Annotated in this window: 14 protein-coding genes; 12 read left to right on the forward strand and 2 right to left on the reverse strand. The window is 57.9% G+C overall.

What is annotated here, in order from left to right:
• Positions 1 to 99: 99 nt before the first annotated feature.
• The 12 genes from CEW83_RS02650 (at position 100) to CEW83_RS02705 (ending at position 15,079) form a co-directional block, all read left to right on the forward strand.
• Positions 100 to 951: an SDR family oxidoreductase gene (locus tag CEW83_RS02650; protein WP_108947961.1), complete on the forward strand. Its 852-nt coding sequence runs from the start codon at positions 100 to 102 to the stop codon at positions 949 to 951.
• A 314-nt stretch (positions 952 to 1,265) separates the two neighbouring features.
• Positions 1,266 to 2,969 (forward strand): DUF1302 domain-containing protein, encoded by a 1,704-nt coding sequence (locus tag CEW83_RS02655; protein WP_234418965.1) that lies wholly within the window; start codon positions 1,266 to 1,268, stop codon positions 2,967 to 2,969.
• 24 nt (positions 2,970 to 2,993) lie between these two features.
• Positions 2,994 to 4,352, forward strand: a complete 1,359-nt coding sequence (locus tag CEW83_RS02660) for a DUF1329 domain-containing protein (protein WP_108947962.1) — start codon at positions 2,994 to 2,996, stop codon at positions 4,350 to 4,352.
• Between the two features lie 127 nt (positions 4,353 to 4,479).
• Entirely contained in the window at positions 4,480 to 5,595 is a 1,116-nt protein-coding gene (locus CEW83_RS02665) for a YCF48-related protein (RefSeq protein WP_159099366.1), read from the forward strand.
• 41 nt (positions 5,596 to 5,636) lie between these two features.
• Positions 5,637 to 8,066 carry an efflux RND transporter permease subunit gene (locus CEW83_RS02670; protein WP_108947964.1) on the forward strand — a complete coding sequence of 810 codons (2,430 nt, stop codon included), beginning with the start codon at positions 5,637 to 5,639 and terminating at the stop codon, positions 8,064 to 8,066.
• Between the two features lie 155 nt (positions 8,067 to 8,221).
• Positions 8,222 to 9,187 carry a lactoylglutathione lyase gene (locus tag CEW83_RS02675; protein WP_108947965.1) on the forward strand — a complete coding sequence of 322 codons (966 nt, stop codon included), beginning with the start codon at positions 8,222 to 8,224 and terminating at the stop codon, positions 9,185 to 9,187.
• Between the two features lies 1 nt (position 9,188).
• On the forward strand, positions 9,189 to 10,031 hold the full coding sequence (locus tag CEW83_RS02680; RefSeq protein ID WP_108947966.1) for an enoyl-CoA hydratase/isomerase family protein: 843 nt from the start codon (positions 9,189 to 9,191) through the stop codon (positions 10,029 to 10,031).
• A 50-nt stretch (positions 10,032 to 10,081) separates the two neighbouring features.
• Entirely contained in the window at positions 10,082 to 10,912 is an 831-nt protein-coding gene (locus tag CEW83_RS02685; protein ID WP_108947967.1) for an SDR family NAD(P)-dependent oxidoreductase, read from the forward strand.
• Positions 10,913 to 10,922: 10 nt separating this feature from the next.
• Complete coding sequence (locus CEW83_RS02690) at positions 10,923 to 11,849, forward strand: quinone oxidoreductase family protein (protein WP_108947968.1); 927 nt, start codon at positions 10,923 to 10,925, stop codon at positions 11,847 to 11,849.
• A 10-nt stretch (positions 11,850 to 11,859) separates the two neighbouring features.
• Positions 11,860 to 12,828, forward strand: a complete 969-nt coding sequence (locus CEW83_RS02695) for a Rieske (2Fe-2S) protein (RefSeq protein ID WP_108951153.1) — start codon at positions 11,860 to 11,862, stop codon at positions 12,826 to 12,828.
• Entirely contained in the window at positions 12,825 to 13,868 is a 1,044-nt protein-coding gene (locus CEW83_RS02700) for an aromatic ring-hydroxylating dioxygenase subunit alpha (RefSeq protein WP_108947969.1), read from the forward strand. Before CEW83_RS02695 ends, CEW83_RS02700 begins: the two co-directional genes overlap by 4 nt.
• Before the next feature lie 56 nt (positions 13,869 to 13,924).
• Positions 13,925 to 15,079, forward strand: coding sequence for a multidrug effflux MFS transporter (locus CEW83_RS02705; RefSeq protein WP_267896513.1), 1,155 nt, complete (start codon positions 13,925 to 13,927; stop codon positions 15,077 to 15,079).
• Between the two features lies 1 nt (position 15,080).
• Here CEW83_RS02705 and CEW83_RS02710 read toward each other — a convergent pair whose 3' ends face one another.
• Both CEW83_RS02710 and CEW83_RS02715 read right to left on the reverse strand, forming a co-directional pair.
• Complete coding sequence (locus CEW83_RS02710) at positions 15,081 to 15,329, reverse strand: hypothetical protein (RefSeq protein ID WP_108947971.1); 249 nt, start codon at positions 15,327 to 15,329, stop codon at positions 15,081 to 15,083.
• Positions 15,330 to 15,410: 81 nt separating this feature from the next.
• Positions 15,411 to 16,994 carry a phytoene desaturase family protein gene (locus CEW83_RS02715; protein ID WP_108947972.1) on the reverse strand — a complete coding sequence of 528 codons (1,584 nt, stop codon included), beginning with the start codon at positions 16,992 to 16,994 and terminating at the stop codon, positions 15,411 to 15,413.
• Positions 16,995 to 17,108: the final 114 nt, after the last annotated feature.

Here is a 17,108-nt window from a genome sequence, read left to right on the forward strand (position 1 = left end):
ATCAGCCCGCTGCGGGAAAAGTGCCACGCATCGGATTGATTGTATGCAACGACAGTCAGTTCGTACTTCCGCAGGGGCCAGTAACGGAGGAAACGGGTCATGCATATTGATCTGAGCGACAAGAGAGTGATCGTCACCGGAGCATCGCGTGGCATTGGACGTGCAATAGCACGTGCTTTTGCAGCAGAAGGGGCTCGGGTTGCGATCTGTGCGAGAACCGCTGTTGCCGTTGAGGAAGTGGGACACGAATTGGCCCTGAAAACAAAGTCGGTGATCGCCCGTGCAGTGGATGTTACCGATACGCTGGGAGTGAAGGCCTTTGTTGATGAAGTGGCGGCGGAATGGGGCGGGGTCGACGTCCTGATCAACAATGCCGGCCAGGGCCGAGGCGGCAATCTCGATACGCTCACTCCCGAAATGATCCTCGAGCACGCGAACATCCTGCAGATGGGGCACTTCCGCTTCGTTCAGGCAGTAGTGCCCCACATGCGCAAGCAGCGCTGGGGGCGCATCGTGGAAATAAATGCATTGGCAGGTGTGATTCCCACACCTGACGGCATCCCTTCTGTCATCAACCGCGCCTCATGCGTGGCGCTTTCGAAGTCTCTAGGCATGTCCCTTGCCAAGGACAACATCCTGGTCAATTCGCTCAACATGGGATGGATTGACACCGGCCAGTGGGACCGTCATTTCCAGGAAGCCGGGCCGGGCGTATCGCGGGAAGAGTTCGATGAGATGGTCCTCAAGGTCGTTCCTCTGGGCCGGTTCGGAAAGCCAGAGGATGTAGCGGGGATGGCGCTTTTTCTTTCCAGTGATTATGCAAGTTTCATCAGTGCGGCATCGATAGACATTGCCGGTGGTCTGCAGGGTCAGATTGCTTATTACCCAACGCTAAAGCGCGAGTTCGCCGAAGCGGTCAAAAGACGTGCCGAACACGCATCGGATCTGTGATCCATTGCACACGTGAAGCTCGCCGGCAGCGATGTTTGGGGTCCGGTTAGCGTGAGAAATGGAGACGGGCGGGGGGCTTCGAGTTTGTGTTCCGATCCTCAGGTGCATCTGACTCAGTCAAAATTCTGAAATTAGAAACAAAATCCGGTGGTAGAATTTAAACAGAAATGGGATTACAATTCAGAAACCGTACAAAAGTATTGTTCGGACGCGCATTCCGAACCTGATGCGTAGCTGGCAAGGGTGCTTGAGGCAGGCAAAAACGATCCGATAGACGGGCGACCCGGATCGTAATAACGAGAGGAGACAGATTCATGATCAACAGGAACGAAACGACGGGCCGACGTTACGTGCTGCATGGCGTTGCTGCTGCGATTGCGCTTGCTTTTGGCGGGCAGGCGCTTGCATTTGAGATAGACACCGGAAACGATGACCTCAAGATGCGCTTCGACAACACGATTCGTTATACCGCCGGCGTTCGTATGGAAGATCGGGATTCGCGTCTGATGCGCAACGCGATCTACGACGAGGGTGATGCGAAGTTCGGGCGCGGCGATATGGTGACCAACCGTATCGATCTGTTCACGGAAATCGACCTAAATTACCGCGGGGAGTTTGGTGCGCGGGTCAGTGGCGCTGCCTGGTATGACCAGGCCTACGACGACGACAAGGTGACTGCGCCTACCGGAACGGCAACGGCTTACCGGGATAGTCGTTATAACAGCACGGTCAAGCGCTACGTCAATGGTCCGTCGGGCGAATTGCTCGATGCCTTTGTCTGGTCCAACTTCTACCTCGGTGATATCCCGGTAAATATCAAGGTTGGCCGTCAGACCAACGTCTGGGGTGAGGGCTTGCTGTTGGGGGCACATGCGATTTCCTACTCGCAATCGCCGGTTGATGGTGTAAAGGCCGTTTCGAACCCGGGTATTGAGACGAAGGAGGTATTCCTTCCGATTGGTCAGGTATCGGTGAATGCGGTGGTGACTGACAGCGTGACGCTGATGGGTCAGTACTTCTACGAATGGGAGCCGACGCGCGTTCCGCATGCCGGAACCTACCTGATGGGCGCGGATACTGCGCCGAGTTCCGACTTCCTTGCCTTCCCGATTCCGGGGGACTTCAAGGCCACGATTATCGACGCTAAGAAGCCCAAGCAGTCTGGTAACTGGGGTGTTGGCGCGCGCTGGAACTATGAGCCGCTGGAGTCGACCTTCGGCGCCTATTACCGCAAGTTCGACGACTACTCGCCGGAGCTCGGAGTGCAGCTTTCCAGCTTTGTTCCTTTCGGGCCGAGCTTTCTGCCGACCAAGGCCCGCTTCCTTTACCCCGAAGACGTCGAGATGTATGGCGTGAGTTTCGCACGAGTGATCGGCGGTGTGAGCGTGGGTGCAGAGCTCTCTTATCGCGTAAATGGGGCACTCAACACGCCTTCATCGCATACCCTTGATACTGGCGCACGCGGCGACACCTGGCATGCAGTGCTGAACGGAATCTACATGCTGCCGAAAACGGCATTCTGGGATACTGGCTCACTGATTGCCGAGATTGCCTATAACCGACTGGACAAGGTTACGAAGAACGAGCAACTCTATCGTTCCGTCGGTTCCAGCACCTGCGTCGACAGTCGCACCGGTGTGGCTGGGTCGGGAAACGAACGTGATGGCTGTTCCACTCGCGATGCGACCCAGATCGCGCTCAAGTTTTCTCCGCAGTACCTGAACATTCTGCCTTCATGGGATCTGACGGTGCCTGTGAGTTTGAGCTACGGGTTGTCCGGCAATTCGCCGACCTCAGGCGGTGGCACGGAGGGCGAGCTTCGCTGGTCGATCGGTGCGACCATGAACTACGCATCGAAGTACGAGTTCTCCTTGCTTTACTCTGATCGCACACTGCCGGTTAGGACGAGGATGGGCGCATCTGGCGAGGTGATTACCGGTGGTCAGGCCCATAGCAATTCTTCGGTCGGTGCAATCGATCGCGGCTGGCTGGCATTCACTTTCAAGACGGCATTCTGATTGACCGTATAGAGGAGACAAATAATGATCAAGAAGAAGCATCTAATTTGGGTGGCGATCGCTGCCATGGCGAGTCCGGTCCTTGCTGCTGTCAGTGCTGATGAAGCAAAGCAGCTCGGTACGACCCTGACCAAGTACGGCGCCATCAAGGCGGGAAACAAGGAAGGCACGATCCCTGAATATACGGGAGGCTTGACCACGGCGCCGGCAGATTTCAAGCCGGATAGCGGCTACTGGGCTGATCCCTACCGCGACGAAAAGCCCGTGCTGCGTATTGACGGCAAGAATGTCGACCAGTACGCGGAAAAGCTGAGCGCGGGTCAGCGCGAAATTCTCAAGAAGAATCCGTCGTTCTACATGGATGTGTACCCTACACATCGAAGCGCAGCCGTGCCCGACAAGGTGCTGGCCGCGACCGTGCGCAATGCGACGACCTGCAACACACTCAAGGACGGTCTCGCGGTCGATCCTGCGTGCCGGGGAGGTCTGCCTTTCGCGGTTCCGAAGACCGGTAACGAAGTGATGTGGAACCTGCTGCTGCGTTACAAGGCGGAAACAACCACAAAGTCGTCGCGCTCCTGGGTGGTCGATTCCAACGGCAAGGCTGTGATGACAGCTCAGCAGAAAACCCTTGAGGAGCATCCGTACTATCAGGACGATCTTGATGGGCGCGATCCGCAGATGTTCTGGCGGACCTATTCCGTGACTCAGGCTCCGATCCGCAAAGCGGGCGAACTGACCGGTCTGATGGATTTTCTTGATCCGACCGAGAAGCCACGCCGTGCCTGGAGCTACACGCCGGGCCAGCGCCGTATCAAACTTGCGCCCGAGTTCTCCTATGACACTCCCGTTTCGAGCATGGGGGGCGTGACACTGTTCGACGAGTTGTTTGTGTTCTCAGGTCAGATGGATCGCTTCGACTTCAAGCTTGTCGGCAAGAAGGAGATGTATGTTCCCTACAACGCCTACAAGCTCTACTTTGGCTGCGGTGTTCAGGAGCAGTTCATGGAGAAGCACCCGAATCCGGCTTGCTGGCGCTGGGAGCTGCACCGAGTCTGGGAGGTAGAGGCGACGCTCAAGCCGGGCTTCCGTCACGTCTATACCAAGCGGACGTATTACATCGACGAGGATAGCTATGGCGCCATGCTCTATGACGCTTACGACCAGAACGGTCAGCTATATCGCTCGATCTTCAATGCAATGATTCAGATGTATGACGTCAAGGCTCCCTATATCGTCAAGAACGTCGTGTTCGACTTCAACAAGGGGATGTATGCCCTGGTGAACGATGCGATCGAGGGCGGTTATGGCGTCATGAGCGAACCGTTGAAGAACCGGGAGCTCAGTCCCGAAGCGATTGTCGGACGCGAAACGGCGCGCTGATCGCTTTGACGATTGCGAAGGGCATCAGCGCACCGATGCCCGTCTTCAAGTTTTCCGGAGCGGCCATCAATGATGATCGTTCCGGGAAGGCTGGAAGCATCAATCTATCGTGACTGGAACGCATCCCTTGAAAAATTATCGAAATCGCATTCTCCCGCGTTTTGCGCGGATGGGCGTGGCCTGTGCGTTATTGAGCGCCGCCGCAGTTGCGATGAGCCTGACGCCGGTTGTTGCCGATGTGCTCGACATACCTGCGACCCTCTCGCCGCTCGCGTTGCGCAGTCCTGTGACGGGAATCGCGTCCTCTGGCGGTGTTGCGATCGCGGTGGGTCCTCGTGGCGTCGTGCTGCGGTCGACTGACAGTGGAGAAACCTGGAAACAGATCCAGGTGCCGAACAGCGCCGATCTTGCAAGCGTGCGTTTCACCGATGACAACACCGCATGGGTCATGGGGCATGACGGCATTGTGCTGCGCTCGACCGACAAAGGTGAAAACTGGACCCGAATACTTGATGGTCGCGTCGCGTTGAGTCTGATTGATGCTTACTACGCCAAACAGGCCGCCGCAGGTGATGAGGGCGCTGAGCGAGTGCAGGTCGAGATCGAGCGTGCAGCTGCGCAGTCGGCGACACCGGGTGTGCTGTCGTACCCTTTCTTCGATATCGCGTTGAATGCGGATGGTGAGGGTTTTCTGGTTGGTGCATTTGGTTTGTTGCTGCATACGACCGATGGCGGCGCAAGCTGGGAGCCCTGGCTTGAGCGGGCCGAGAATCCCAGAAGAATGCACCTCTACATGCTGAATACGGTCGGAAATGAGGTCTATCTTTCGGGTGAGCAAGGTGTAATGCGGCGGCTGGATCGTGCGTCAGGACAGTTCGTCACCATCGAGACGCCTTATGGCGGAAGTTTTTTCGGCAGCCTCGCCTCGAATGAGACCCTGATCGTGTACGGACTTCGTGGTACTGCCTTGGTAAGCACGGATGGGGGCCTGGAATGGAAACCAGTGAAGCTTAATGTCGATGCTTCCATTGTCGCCGCCTTGCCAGCAGCGGATGGGCGATTGGTGTGGGTATCGCAGGATGGACAGGTTCGCTTGAGTGATCGTGACGGCTCTTCTGTCACGGAGCTCGACATGCCCCGCGCCGGTGAAGTGCTGTCCGCTGCATTGGTTGCACCGAGACGGCTTGCGCTCGGCACTCACCAGGGTATTCGGTTAGTGGACATCCCAATGGGTCGTCCTTAGGCCGGATTCTCCTCAAAAAATCATCTATTCAAGAGATCTCCATGGCAGGCCATAGCGAAAACCCGGCAATGCCCATTGTCCGCGAACTGAAGGATTTTGACCTGCAGTCCGGAAATGGACTCGAACGGTTCATCTTCAACAATCGGGTTCTCGTGTTCCTCGCGTGCCTGATTGCTACCGTCCTTCTCGGCGTTGCTGCTTCGCGCATTGAGGTCAACGCGAATTTCGAGCGGATGATTCCGATCGGCAGCCCGTACATCCAGAACTACCTTGACAACAAGAGTGAGTTGCCCGGTCTTGGCAATACTGTGCGGGTCGTGGTCGAGAACAGAACGGGCGATATTTTCGACCGCGAATACCTCGATGTTCTGCGCAAGATCAATGACGACCTCTACCTTATCCCTGGGGTTGATCGTTCGTGGATGAAGTCGATCTGGATGCCGATCGTGCGCTGGCGTGAGGTCACGGAGGATGGCATCAACGGCGGAGCGGTCATGCCGTCAAATTACAACGGCGACGCGGAGTCGATCTCGACGCTCAGAGCAAATATCGCAAAAGCCGGCATTGTCGGTCGCCTGGTGGCGACCGATCTGAAGTCCAGCATGATCGTGGCCCCTTTGCTGGACATCAACCCCGATACCGGTGATGCCTTGAACTATGGGCAGTTCTCCAATGAACTGGAGCAGAAGATTCGCGCTTATGAAAGCGATCGGATCGGCATCCATATCGTTGGTTTCGCAAAGATCGTCGGTGACCTGATCGATGGTTTGCGCGAAGTGATGATGTTCTTTGCGGTTTCTGTGGCTGTGGCAGCGTTGTTTGTGTACATCTATACCCGGTGTGTGCGCAGTACGCTGTTGCTGGTGACGGTCGCCGTTATTGGTGTGGTCTGGCTGCTCGGCTTGATGCAACTGCTTGGCTACGAGTTGGATCCGTACTCGATTCTCGTGCCCTTCCTGATTTTTGCGATTGGTCTTTCCCACGGTGCGCAAAAGATGAACGGCATCATGCAGGACATCGGGCGCGGTACGCACAAGTATGTAGCCGCACGCTACACCTTCCGCCGCCTGTTCATGGCAGGGCTGACCGCATTGCTTGCGAACATCGTCGGATTCGCTGTCCTGATCATCATTGACATTCCGGTTATTCGCGATCTCGCACTGACCACCAGCGTTGGCGTTTCAGTCCTGATCTTCACCAAGCTTGTGTTGATCCCCGTCGCACTGTCCTATATGGGGGTCAGTGAATCGGCCGCGAAGCACGCCATGAACGATGGCAGCAATGATTCCGGGAAACAATCGTTAACGAGCAGGGTCTGGGTGCTTCTTGACGAGCTGACCGAGCGTCGCTGGGCACTTGTTGCGATTGCGGTTGCGGTGCTGATTACCGTGGTCAGCGGAGTGGTGATGCAGGATCTTCGTATCGGTGATCTGGATGCAGGGGCTCCGGAGCTGCGCCCGGACTCCCGATACAATCGTGACAACGCCTATATAACAGATAACTACGGGCTTTCGAGCGACCAGTTTGTCGTCATCATGAAGACGAGTGACGAGGGGTGCCGACTGTATTCCTCACTGCAGAAAATGGATGCTCTGTCCCAGGCTTTGCGGGCCGATCCGGCGGTGCAGACGACAACCTCATTGGCAGAGACGGTAAAATTCATCACTTCGGCGATGTTCGAAGGTAATCCCAAGTGGCTGACGTTGAGCCGCAATCAATCGATTGTCGACTCGGCTGTTTCAGCTGCGATCATTGGCACGCCCGATATCACCAATCAGCCGTGCTCGGTTTCGCCCTTGATCGCCTATTTGTCCGACCACAAGGCCGATACGGTCGGTCGTGTGCTGGCGACTGCCGAAGCATTTGCAAATGCTAACAACACTGCAGCGGATGCCAATGAGCCCGTTCAGTTCTTGCTTGCGGCGGGTAGTGCGGGGATTGAGGCCGCGACCAATATCGAGGTGCAAAAGAGCATTGTCACGATGTACCTCGCCGTCTATGGCGCGACGGCGTTGCTATGCCTGATTACCTTCAAGAGCATAAGAGCCACCATTGTTGCGCTCATACCGCTGGTGATGACGACGATCATTTGCAAGGCCTTGATGGTATGGCTCGGGATCGGTCTCAAGGTGGCGACACTGCCGGTTATTGCAGTCGGGGTCGGGGTGGGCGTTGACTATGCGCTTTACCTGCTTAGTGTCCAGATCGCGGTTCAACGTCATGGTGGCAGCTTGCGCATGGCTTACCGGCGCTCGCTGGATTTCACCGGTAAGGTCGTTGCGCTCGTTGGCCTTACGATGGCGGCAGGCGTTATCACCTGGGCGTGGTCGCCAATCAAATTTCAGGCGGACATGGGCATTCTGCTGACCTTCATGTTCCTGTGGAACATGCTGGGTGCATTGATCCTTATTCCAGCCCTGTCCCATTTCATGCTCAACCCGCAGCGCGGGAAAGCGTCGCATCCTGCATGACGATTATCTGAACACCCTTTCCGCGCGGTATCGCGAGGAAGATTCCGGATGAGTGCAGGGCGTGTGCTCCTGTCGCTCCAATTTTGGTGGTTTGCATGAGCTGCAAAAGGCAGTAGGGACTCGTGCGGCCAGATTGATCACGAATGGAGACAAATATGTTCGATCTGTTAATGAGTGCCGACATGATGGTGCCAGATCCTGATGGGATGGCCGACCTTCTTGCCGACAAGCTGGGTGTTCATAAGCATGAGCGTTGGCGCCAGGCTTTCGACAACCATCCGTATATTGCTCACTTTCTGAGGGTGCACAAGTCGCTCGCAGTCTCGCCGACAAGGGTTGAGCCACAGTGGCACCTCGACTTCGAGAACCCCGGTGATCCAATGTTCCACGAGTTCCTCGAGAGCCTGAAGGACTTTCAGGGGCGCCATCGTCCGATGATCACCCACTCGGTTGTGCTCGCACTGCACGGGCCAAAGTTCGACACTTTCGTCGAAAGGCTGATGCGTCGAGGCCTGGAATTCCGTATGGCCCAGCGCACGCCGGAGATGCCATTCGACCGACTGTGGCTGGGTGCAACGCCAGAGCGCCCGCGTTATCAACCGACGGTTGATGGCGGTCTCTGTATTGAAGTGATGCCGATGGAGCCGCTGCAGATGCCGGCGGAGACGTTCTCTGTACCGCCTGCGCAGCCGCGCGATGCAAAGCCAGGTGACATGGTGCGTGTTACTGCCCGAGGATTCCTTGTTCGAAACCTGAACGAAACCCTTCGCAAGTGTTCGGTGAATCTCGACTGGGAGCCGAGCGGCGAGATCGAAGCCCTGCACCGCGAGGGCTATTGTCGGGCAACCATGCCGTTTACCGTCGCCAACAGCGCGTCGCTCGACATCATCGAGCCGACCCGTTGGGACAGTCTTGCCGGGCACTACCTCAACAACTGGGGGCCGGGCTTGTACTACATCCGAATTGGTGTCACCGACCTGAAAGCCAAGGCTGAGGACCTCAAAGCTCGCGGGACGCGTTTTACCTGGGTGGAGGAGTCGGAAGCTGTTGGTGGCGGGTCATTGATTCGAGTCGACCCTGACCAGCTTCGCGGCCAGGTGTTCGAGTTTGAGGAGTGCTGAAATGGTGACGAGCATTGAGAAGCAGGGCGAGGCTGATCTGGAGACGACGCGGGTACGTGCGATAAACGCGGCGGTGACAGTGGAGCAGCGTGGCAGTGTCGGTTGGATCGTCCTTAACCGGCCCGCTCAGATCAATGCCATCAACGACCACATCCGAGTCGGTGTACCCGAGGCTTTGCGCGAGCTAAACGCGGATGCTGAGATACGGGTCATTGTGATCCGCGGTGAAGGGCCACGGGGGTTCTGCGCTGGCGCTGATATCAAAGAGCAACGCGGGGCGGAGACCGCAGTCCAGGTCCGCGGGCGAATGGAAGGGGCGCGCTGGATCGAAGCGTTAGATGAAACCGAGAAGCCTGTCATTGCTGCTATTCACGGATATTGCATGGGTGGCGGGTTGGAACTCGCGCTTGCATGCGATATCCGCTACGCGACGCCAGATGCGATTTTCAGCCTTCCAGAAACAGCCTTGGGCCTGATACCTGGCGGTGGGGGAACCCAGCGTCTTCCTCGTGTGGTCGGTCCCGGACGTGCGCTCGACCTGTTGCTGACGGGAGACAAGGTCAACGCGGAGCGCGCACGCGAGATTGGCCTCATTACCCGGGTTTCTACTAAGACTGAGTCCCTGCTTTCAGAGGTTGCTGATTTTGCGGCCAGCATCGCGGCGCGGTCACCGCTTGCGACCCTGTTTGTAAAGAGGGCCGCGCGTGCGGCTCTTGATCTTGATCTCAAGAAGGGGCTCGACCTCGAACTCGATCTGTTTGCACTTTTGAAGCCGAGTGAAGACGCGGCTGAAGCCGCGCTTGCCTTCAAGGAAAAGCGACCGCCGCACTTTGCTGGACGCTGAGGTGGGCATCACAGGTTTGACAAGAACAAAGATATTTGGAGACCGCAGTCATGAGTGATCGAAAACTTGAAGGGCGCGTGGCGATCATTACCGGCGCAGGTGGCGGACTTGGAGCCGAGTCAGCCCGGGTCCTGGCGATGCATGGTGCTAGCGTGGGTGTTATCGATATCAACATGGAGGCGGCCGAGCGCGTCGCGGCAGAGATCGTTGCCAGCGGCGGCAAGGCCTTGGCCGTGCGTACCGACGTCTCCGTAGAGGCGGACGTCAAGGCCATGGTTGAGGCCATTGTCGTCCGTTTCGGGCGTGTTGACGTGCTGTACAGCAACGCGGCCTTGTTGAGTGTTGATCAACGCCGACTTGATCGTGATGTAATTAATATGGACGTCGATGCATGGGATCGCGCCATGGGCGTGAACCTGAGGGGCGCGATGCTGTGTGCGAAGTATGCGGTGCGCGAAATGCTCAAGAACGAAAAGGGGTCGCTGATTTTTGCAACCTCCGGCCTTGGGGTTCAGGGCGATTTGTCGCTATCCGCATACGCAGCATCCAAGGCCGCATTGATCATGCTCAGCCGGTCCATCGCTACGCAGTATGGCAAGCAGGGTATTCGCTCCAATGCGATGCAGATCGGGTTGGCGCCGTCCGAGAATGCTCACGGCAGCATGCCCGCCGAGGTCATCCAGATTCTTCGCGACAACCATCTGACACCGGATGTGGGAACACCGCGCCAGATCGCGGATGTCGTTGCCTTCCTCGCCAGTGATGAAGCTGCATTCGTGACCGGGTCGACGCTGGTGGCAGATGGTGGGTTTTCCGCCCACACACCTTCACTGGTTGCGATGAAAGCGCTGTTTGCGCAGACCGGCGCGAAGGGCATGTGAGGAGCGTATCGTGAAAGCAGCCGTCATTAGCGAGCGGGGCGCAGCCCCCGCAGTGCAGGAGTTTCAGGAGCCGGTGCCACTGGATGGTGCCGTGCTGATCGAAGTCGATACCGCGGGTTTGGGTGGTTGGGACGTGTTGGGTGCTTATCGCATGGGGGTTGAATACCCCTGCGTGATTCGCGGCGAAGGGGTTGGTCGGGCCACAGATGGGAGGCGGGTCTATTTCGGCGAACGCTCGGTCATGCCTTTCGGGGCCTGGGCGGAGCGTACGCTGGTGCCCGAAGCCGAGGTCTGGAATGTACCCGACTGGGTGGACGATAGGACTGCGATCACGATGGGCATTGCTGCGACGGGTGCTCTGGTGCCGCTTGAGCATGCAAAAATCCGCAAAGGGGAGCAAGTGCTGGTGCTGGGTGCTACGGGTACGCTCGGGCAGGTAGCGCTTCAGCTCGCACGTTATCTTGGCGCTGGCAGGGTGGTGGCTGCAGCACGATCTGCGGAGAGTCTGCAGCGGCTAAAGGCCCGTGGCATTGCCGACGAGGTCGTTGTGCTCGGTGGCGAGGACGATGTCGGTGCGCTCAAGGCAGCGGCTGGCGAAGGCTTCGATGTCGTGCTTGATCTCGTCTGTGGTCAGCCGATGCTCAATGCGCTGAAAGCGACCCGCTGGGGGGCGCGCATTCTCACCATCGGAACCGGCGCTGGGCGTCAGGTCAATCTGGATATTGCCGATCTGCTGTTCCGAAGTCTCGCGTGTATCGGTACTGGCCAACGCCCCCCATCTGAGCGCAGGGAGATCTGGGAGCGCCTATTGCGAATTTCACGCGACGAGAACATTCAGGTCGACTACCTCGACTACACCCTGGATCAGGCTGCAGAGGCATGGGCTTCGCAGGTTGCCGGGCCACACGCCAAGATCACGGCACGTATCCGTGCCTGAGTTCAACGAAATGTTCGAAAAGAAGGTCGGACGTTGGTGGGCCGTCGCGCTGGCTGAGGCGGTGAAGGGCGACAAAGCCCTCGCCGTAACCTGCGAGGGTGAGCAACTGGCACTTTTCCGCAACGACGCAGGCGGGGTGTTCGCGCTGGAGGATCGCTGCCCCCATCGCCGCGTGCCCTTATCGCCCGGGCCGGTGAAGGCGAACGGTCTGCAGTGTCCCTATCATGGCTGGACTTTTGATGGCGCAAGCGGGGTGTGCGCTGACATTCCCAATCTGCGGCGGGATGAAAAAGTGCCGGCTCGTTACGCCGCGCGCGCTTTTCCAGCCATCGAGTGCAACGGCTTCATCCATGTATGGCATGGCGAAGGGAGGCCGCACGGGGAGTTGCCATGTTTTGGTTACCAGGCTTTTGGCCCCGAACGCAAGGGCGTTGCGGTTGTCGGGCTGGCTTTGCATGACTATCTGGATATGATGCTCGACGGCCCGGAGTGTCTGCTCCGCTTCCCCGGCGTGCAGATCACCGATTTCTTTCTTGGCGACCCGAGACGGCAGGGGCGGCATCTGGTGCTCGACCGCGGTGCAGTATGGACGGGCAAGGGGCCCGGGCCGGCCTTTGTGAGGGATTATCCTCTATGGTTGCGGACGCGGGTGCCGCTTGACGGCGGCGATATCCAGGTTGAGTTGATGACCTCGGACGAAGTCCTGCTCGTCAGTATCGTGATCGCCGCCAGTGCCAATCGTCGCGGCACAACCAGTCTGTGCTGGCGCGGCTTTCAGCGCCGAAACCCAGTTGCTGGGACATCGCTGAAATGGCGCGTGCGTCAGGCAATAGGCATGACCTTGTTCGATGTCTTTGGCGCCGTCGACGGCCGGGCGGTCGCTGCTGTCGAGGTGGCGCCTTCGATTGAGCGTCATGCCTTCGTCGTTGCAAGCACCTCACCGAATCCACCGACCTTTCTCAAAAAGAGTGCGGCATGAACGAGCAGGTTAATCAGAAGACCGTGCCGCACGAAGGTGAGGCAATTTCCAAGCGCGATTGGGTGCCGATCAACCTTGATTTGCGCGATACCTGGTTTCCTGTAGCTTACAGCGCCGATGTTGGTTCAAGACCCGTAAGACGGGTCGTTCACAACCAGGATGTCTATCTTTGGCGCGACGGTTCTGCGGTGCGCGCTGCCGAGTTTCGTCCAGACCGTCTGGAGGCGATGCGTTCTTGCGCAAGTGCTTTCACTGGTGGCTCGGGGCGTTATCCGGTCGTGGAGTGTTATGGCTATGTGTGGACCTGGTATGGCGATCCGGATCACGCTCAAGAGGAATTGATTCCGAATATTCCTTTTTTGCCGCGTGACGGTCAGGGCATTCCGCGCTACACGCAGCGCGCAGTGCGTTTCGACGCGGCGTCGCCACTGTCGGTGGAGAATCTCATCGACCTGACCCATGCCGACTTTCTTCATGCCAATGCGATTGGCGACGGTCAGTCGGAAAGTGATGAAGTCGAGGTGTTCTCGACCTCCGAGACGGTGACGCGCATCCGCAACGTGAAGCAAAAATCGGTAGCGCCGGTGATGCGCTGGATTGGCGGCGTCCGCGCCCGCTACCAGGATTTGCGTGCGGTGCTGCATGTGCATCTGCGTAATAGTGTGTGCGTGTCGTATCCTGAGTTCACGCCGGGATATGCGATTCCAAACGTGCAACCTTTTGTTCCGGTTGGGAAGCACCGCTCGAGGGTCGATCAGACCAATTACACGGTACATGCGCCTGCTCCTTTCCGGTGGTTGATGCCCAGGATCTCCTATGTCATTCAACCGCAGGACAACTCGGTGCTACGCCAGCAGAACGCACGCTATTTCGAATCAACCGAGCGACGTGATCTGAGTTCGCGCTTCGATGGGCCCGGCAATCGATATCGATTGTTGATGGCAAGGTTGGCTGAGCGTCAGAGACAAGGTGATTTGAGCTATGGACCGGATGCCGATCCTGGCGCAGATATCTCCGAAGTTCTCGGGTTCCGGGGCTGAAGACCCTGATTTCAGACCGTGCTTCGCCGACAAGTTACGCGGGGACGACCCTGATCCTGGCGGGCTTGGCGATGCTCGGGCCCTTCTCGATCAACACCTATCTGCCGTCGTTCGGCGAGATGGCGCACGTTTTCGCGGTTGATGTCGCAGCGATCCAGCAAACGGTAGCAATCTATTTTGCGGCGTTTGCTTTCATGTCCTTATGGCACGGCTCTCTGTCCGACGCCTTGGGGCGCAGGAGAGTTGTGCTGGTCGGATTGGCGATTTATGCGTTTGCTTCGCTGGCTTGCGTATTTGCGACACGTGTGGAAGAGCTTTGGGTGCTGCGCGCTTTTCAGGGATTCTCTGCGGGTGCCGGCATCGTCATTGGTCGGGCGGTGGTGCGCGATCTACACGACGGCCCGCAGGCACAGCGGATGATGTCGCATGTCGTGATGATGTTCGGGCTTGCGCCAGCGATTTCACCGCTGATTGGTGGGTGGTTGCAGGCCGCTTTCGGTTGGCGCTCGGTCTTTCTGTTTTTGTGTCTTCTGGCATCCGGTCTATTCGTCGCGGTACTACTGCGCCTGAATGAGACGCTCCCCATTTCGCGTCGGCAACCACTGCGGGTGAAGTCGCTCGCCTGCGGTTACCTCGCAGTGTTCGGTAATCTGCGCTTCATGGCGTGGTCGCTGTCGTATGCATCCATGTTTGGCGCTTCGTTCATCTATGTTCTCTCCGCACCGGTCTTCCTCATGCTCCATCTTGGGCTCAAAGAGACGGATTTTCTTTGGCTGTTCGGCCCTGCAACTGCTGGCATGGTGCTGGGTTCGGCACTGTCCGGCAAGATGACGCAACGTTGGTCGCGTGGCGCGACGATCTGGCGCGCGTTCATGATCATGAGCGGCGCAGTTGTCTTGAACATCGCGGTATGCCTGGTCGAGCCGGTCGGGATCGGCTGGTACGTGGTTTACATCCTGATTTTCAATATGGGGATGTCGCTGGCAATCCCGACGGTCACGCTGCGCGGACTCGATTGTGCGCCGGACAGGCGAGGCATGGCATCGTCTGTCCAGCTATTCGTGCAGACCGGGTTCAATGCGATCATCGCTTCGGTGCTCGCCCCTGCGCTGTGGGGATCGCTCATCTCACTGGCTTACGGCGCAGCGGGCCTTTTGCTGTGCGCAACTATCGGCGTAGTTGTTGCGTCGCGCATATCCCCGGCTGATTGATTCATGTGGCCGGTTTCGCTGCCTTGGTTCGGTGACGACTCTGCAGATAACCCCTGAACAGCAGACCCGGCATGCGGAGCAGGGTGCTCCAGCCAATCAGCTTGACCGCCTGCCAGCAGTCCTCGGGCTTGATCAGTATGGTAGTGGCCATCGAACCCATGATCTTGCCCTTCATGATCAGGGTCTCCCCGTCGCGCTGGATCGACTTGACTTCCATCATCTCGACCCCGTCCTTGCTGAACATCTTCATGGTGTGTTCCCGTGATTCCGAGCGTTTCCGCTCGCTCTGAAGGTGCCGGAGGGGCGTTGCGATGCGCCTCCGGCAGGTTCGTCAGGCGTCGATCAGTTTGTCGAAGTCCATGCCGAGGTTTTCCATGAGCACGCGTGCAACGTTGCGTCCGGACGATGCGGTGACGCCACCACCGGGGTGCGTGCTCGCTCCAGACAGGTACAGGCCTTCCACCGGGGACACGTATTGACCGAAGCCCGGTGCTGGACGGTTGCCGCCAATCTGCCAGTTGTAGGAGCCGAAGTGCAGGATGTCGGCACCGATCATGGCGTTGTTGTGACGCTCGATATCAAGCGGGGTCATCCATGAGAATCCGATGATGTTGTCATCGCTCATATTGGTGGTGAGCTTGCGCAGGTCGTCGAGGAACCCATGAGCGACCTCCTTGCCGATCTCGTCCCATTTTTTCGCCCCGCCCTTGACGTTATACGGAGCAAAGCCGTACATGTTGAGCACGCGCTTGCCTTCGGGCGCACGTGTCTTGTCAAAGACGTCCTGCATCACGTAGGCAATGAAATCTCGCCGTGGGATGCCGTATTCGAGATCGGAGAAGGCTCGGGCGAATTCTTCCCAGTTCGAATGCGAACGCTCGACCCAGAAGAAGTCGTCGACTGCCGGACCGACCTTGTACTGCGGGGCCTCGTGCAGTGCGAGATGAAGGTTGAACGGCTGAAAGCTGTTGCGCTTCAGACCGTGGATGCGGCGCTCGAAGCCTTCGGGCAGCGTTGCACCGGGAACCATGGCGGGGAACACCTGTTGCACGTGCATGGTCGAGATGACCGCCTTGCGCGCGACAATCTCTTCGCCCGACTGAAGCACGACACCGGTAGCCTTGCTGCCCTGCATGCGCATCTGCTTGACCGGGGCATTGGTGCGCACCACGCCACCATGAGACTCGAGGCATTCGCGCAGCTTGTCGGCAAATGCACCCGATCCGCCCACCGGGATGCCGACGCCGTAGCGGTGCATGAAGGGCAGGATGATGTAGAAGCCAAAGCCGGTGCCATTGTTGAACGGGTTCATCATCGCTTCGGACGCATAGCGCGCAAGCGCGATTCTGATCTTGTCGTTCTCGAACCATTCGCAGATGAAATCCCACGCGCTCATCGCCTGGGTGCGCATCAGGTCCTGCCCCACGGCGCTCTGCTCCATCATCACCGCCTGCGTACTTGCGCTTGGCGGGGTGTGGAACATGCCCATGACCATCATGTCGAGGTTCTGGAAGACCTGATGATTGAAGCGACGGTATGCTTCGGCGTCCTTTTGCGAGAACTTGGCGATGGCCTCACATGTTCGCTCGAGATCGGTATAGAACTCGAGAGTTGTGCCATCGTCATAGAAAATCGCGGTCATCTTGTCCGGGTTGATGTAGCGCAGTCCGAATTTCGACTTCAGCTCCAACTCGTCGTTTCGCAGCAGTGGGTTGGCCTGCAGCAGCGTGTGGGCGACGGAACATACGTCGTGCTTGAAACCCGGAACAGTCAGTTCGCGGGTCATTACGCCGCCGCCGACCTTGTCATTCTTCTCTACGACACAAACCTTGAGACCGGCTTTTTGCAGGTAGCATGCCGCGACCAAGCCATTGTGGCCGCCGCCGGCAACCACAATATCGAACTGATCACTCATTTTTCATCTCCCCCAAGTGCAAGTTGCAATGTGCGTGACGATGCGTGTCGCCTCCAGCAGGAGGCGACACCTTGCGATTGAATCGAATGTTGATGGGCCCGAGCTCGGGCCCCG

It is taken from the genome of Parazoarcus communis (genome assembly GCF_003111645.1).
In the GTDB taxonomy this organism is placed as follows: Bacteria; Pseudomonadota; Gammaproteobacteria; order Burkholderiales; family Rhodocyclaceae; genus Parazoarcus; species Parazoarcus communis_A.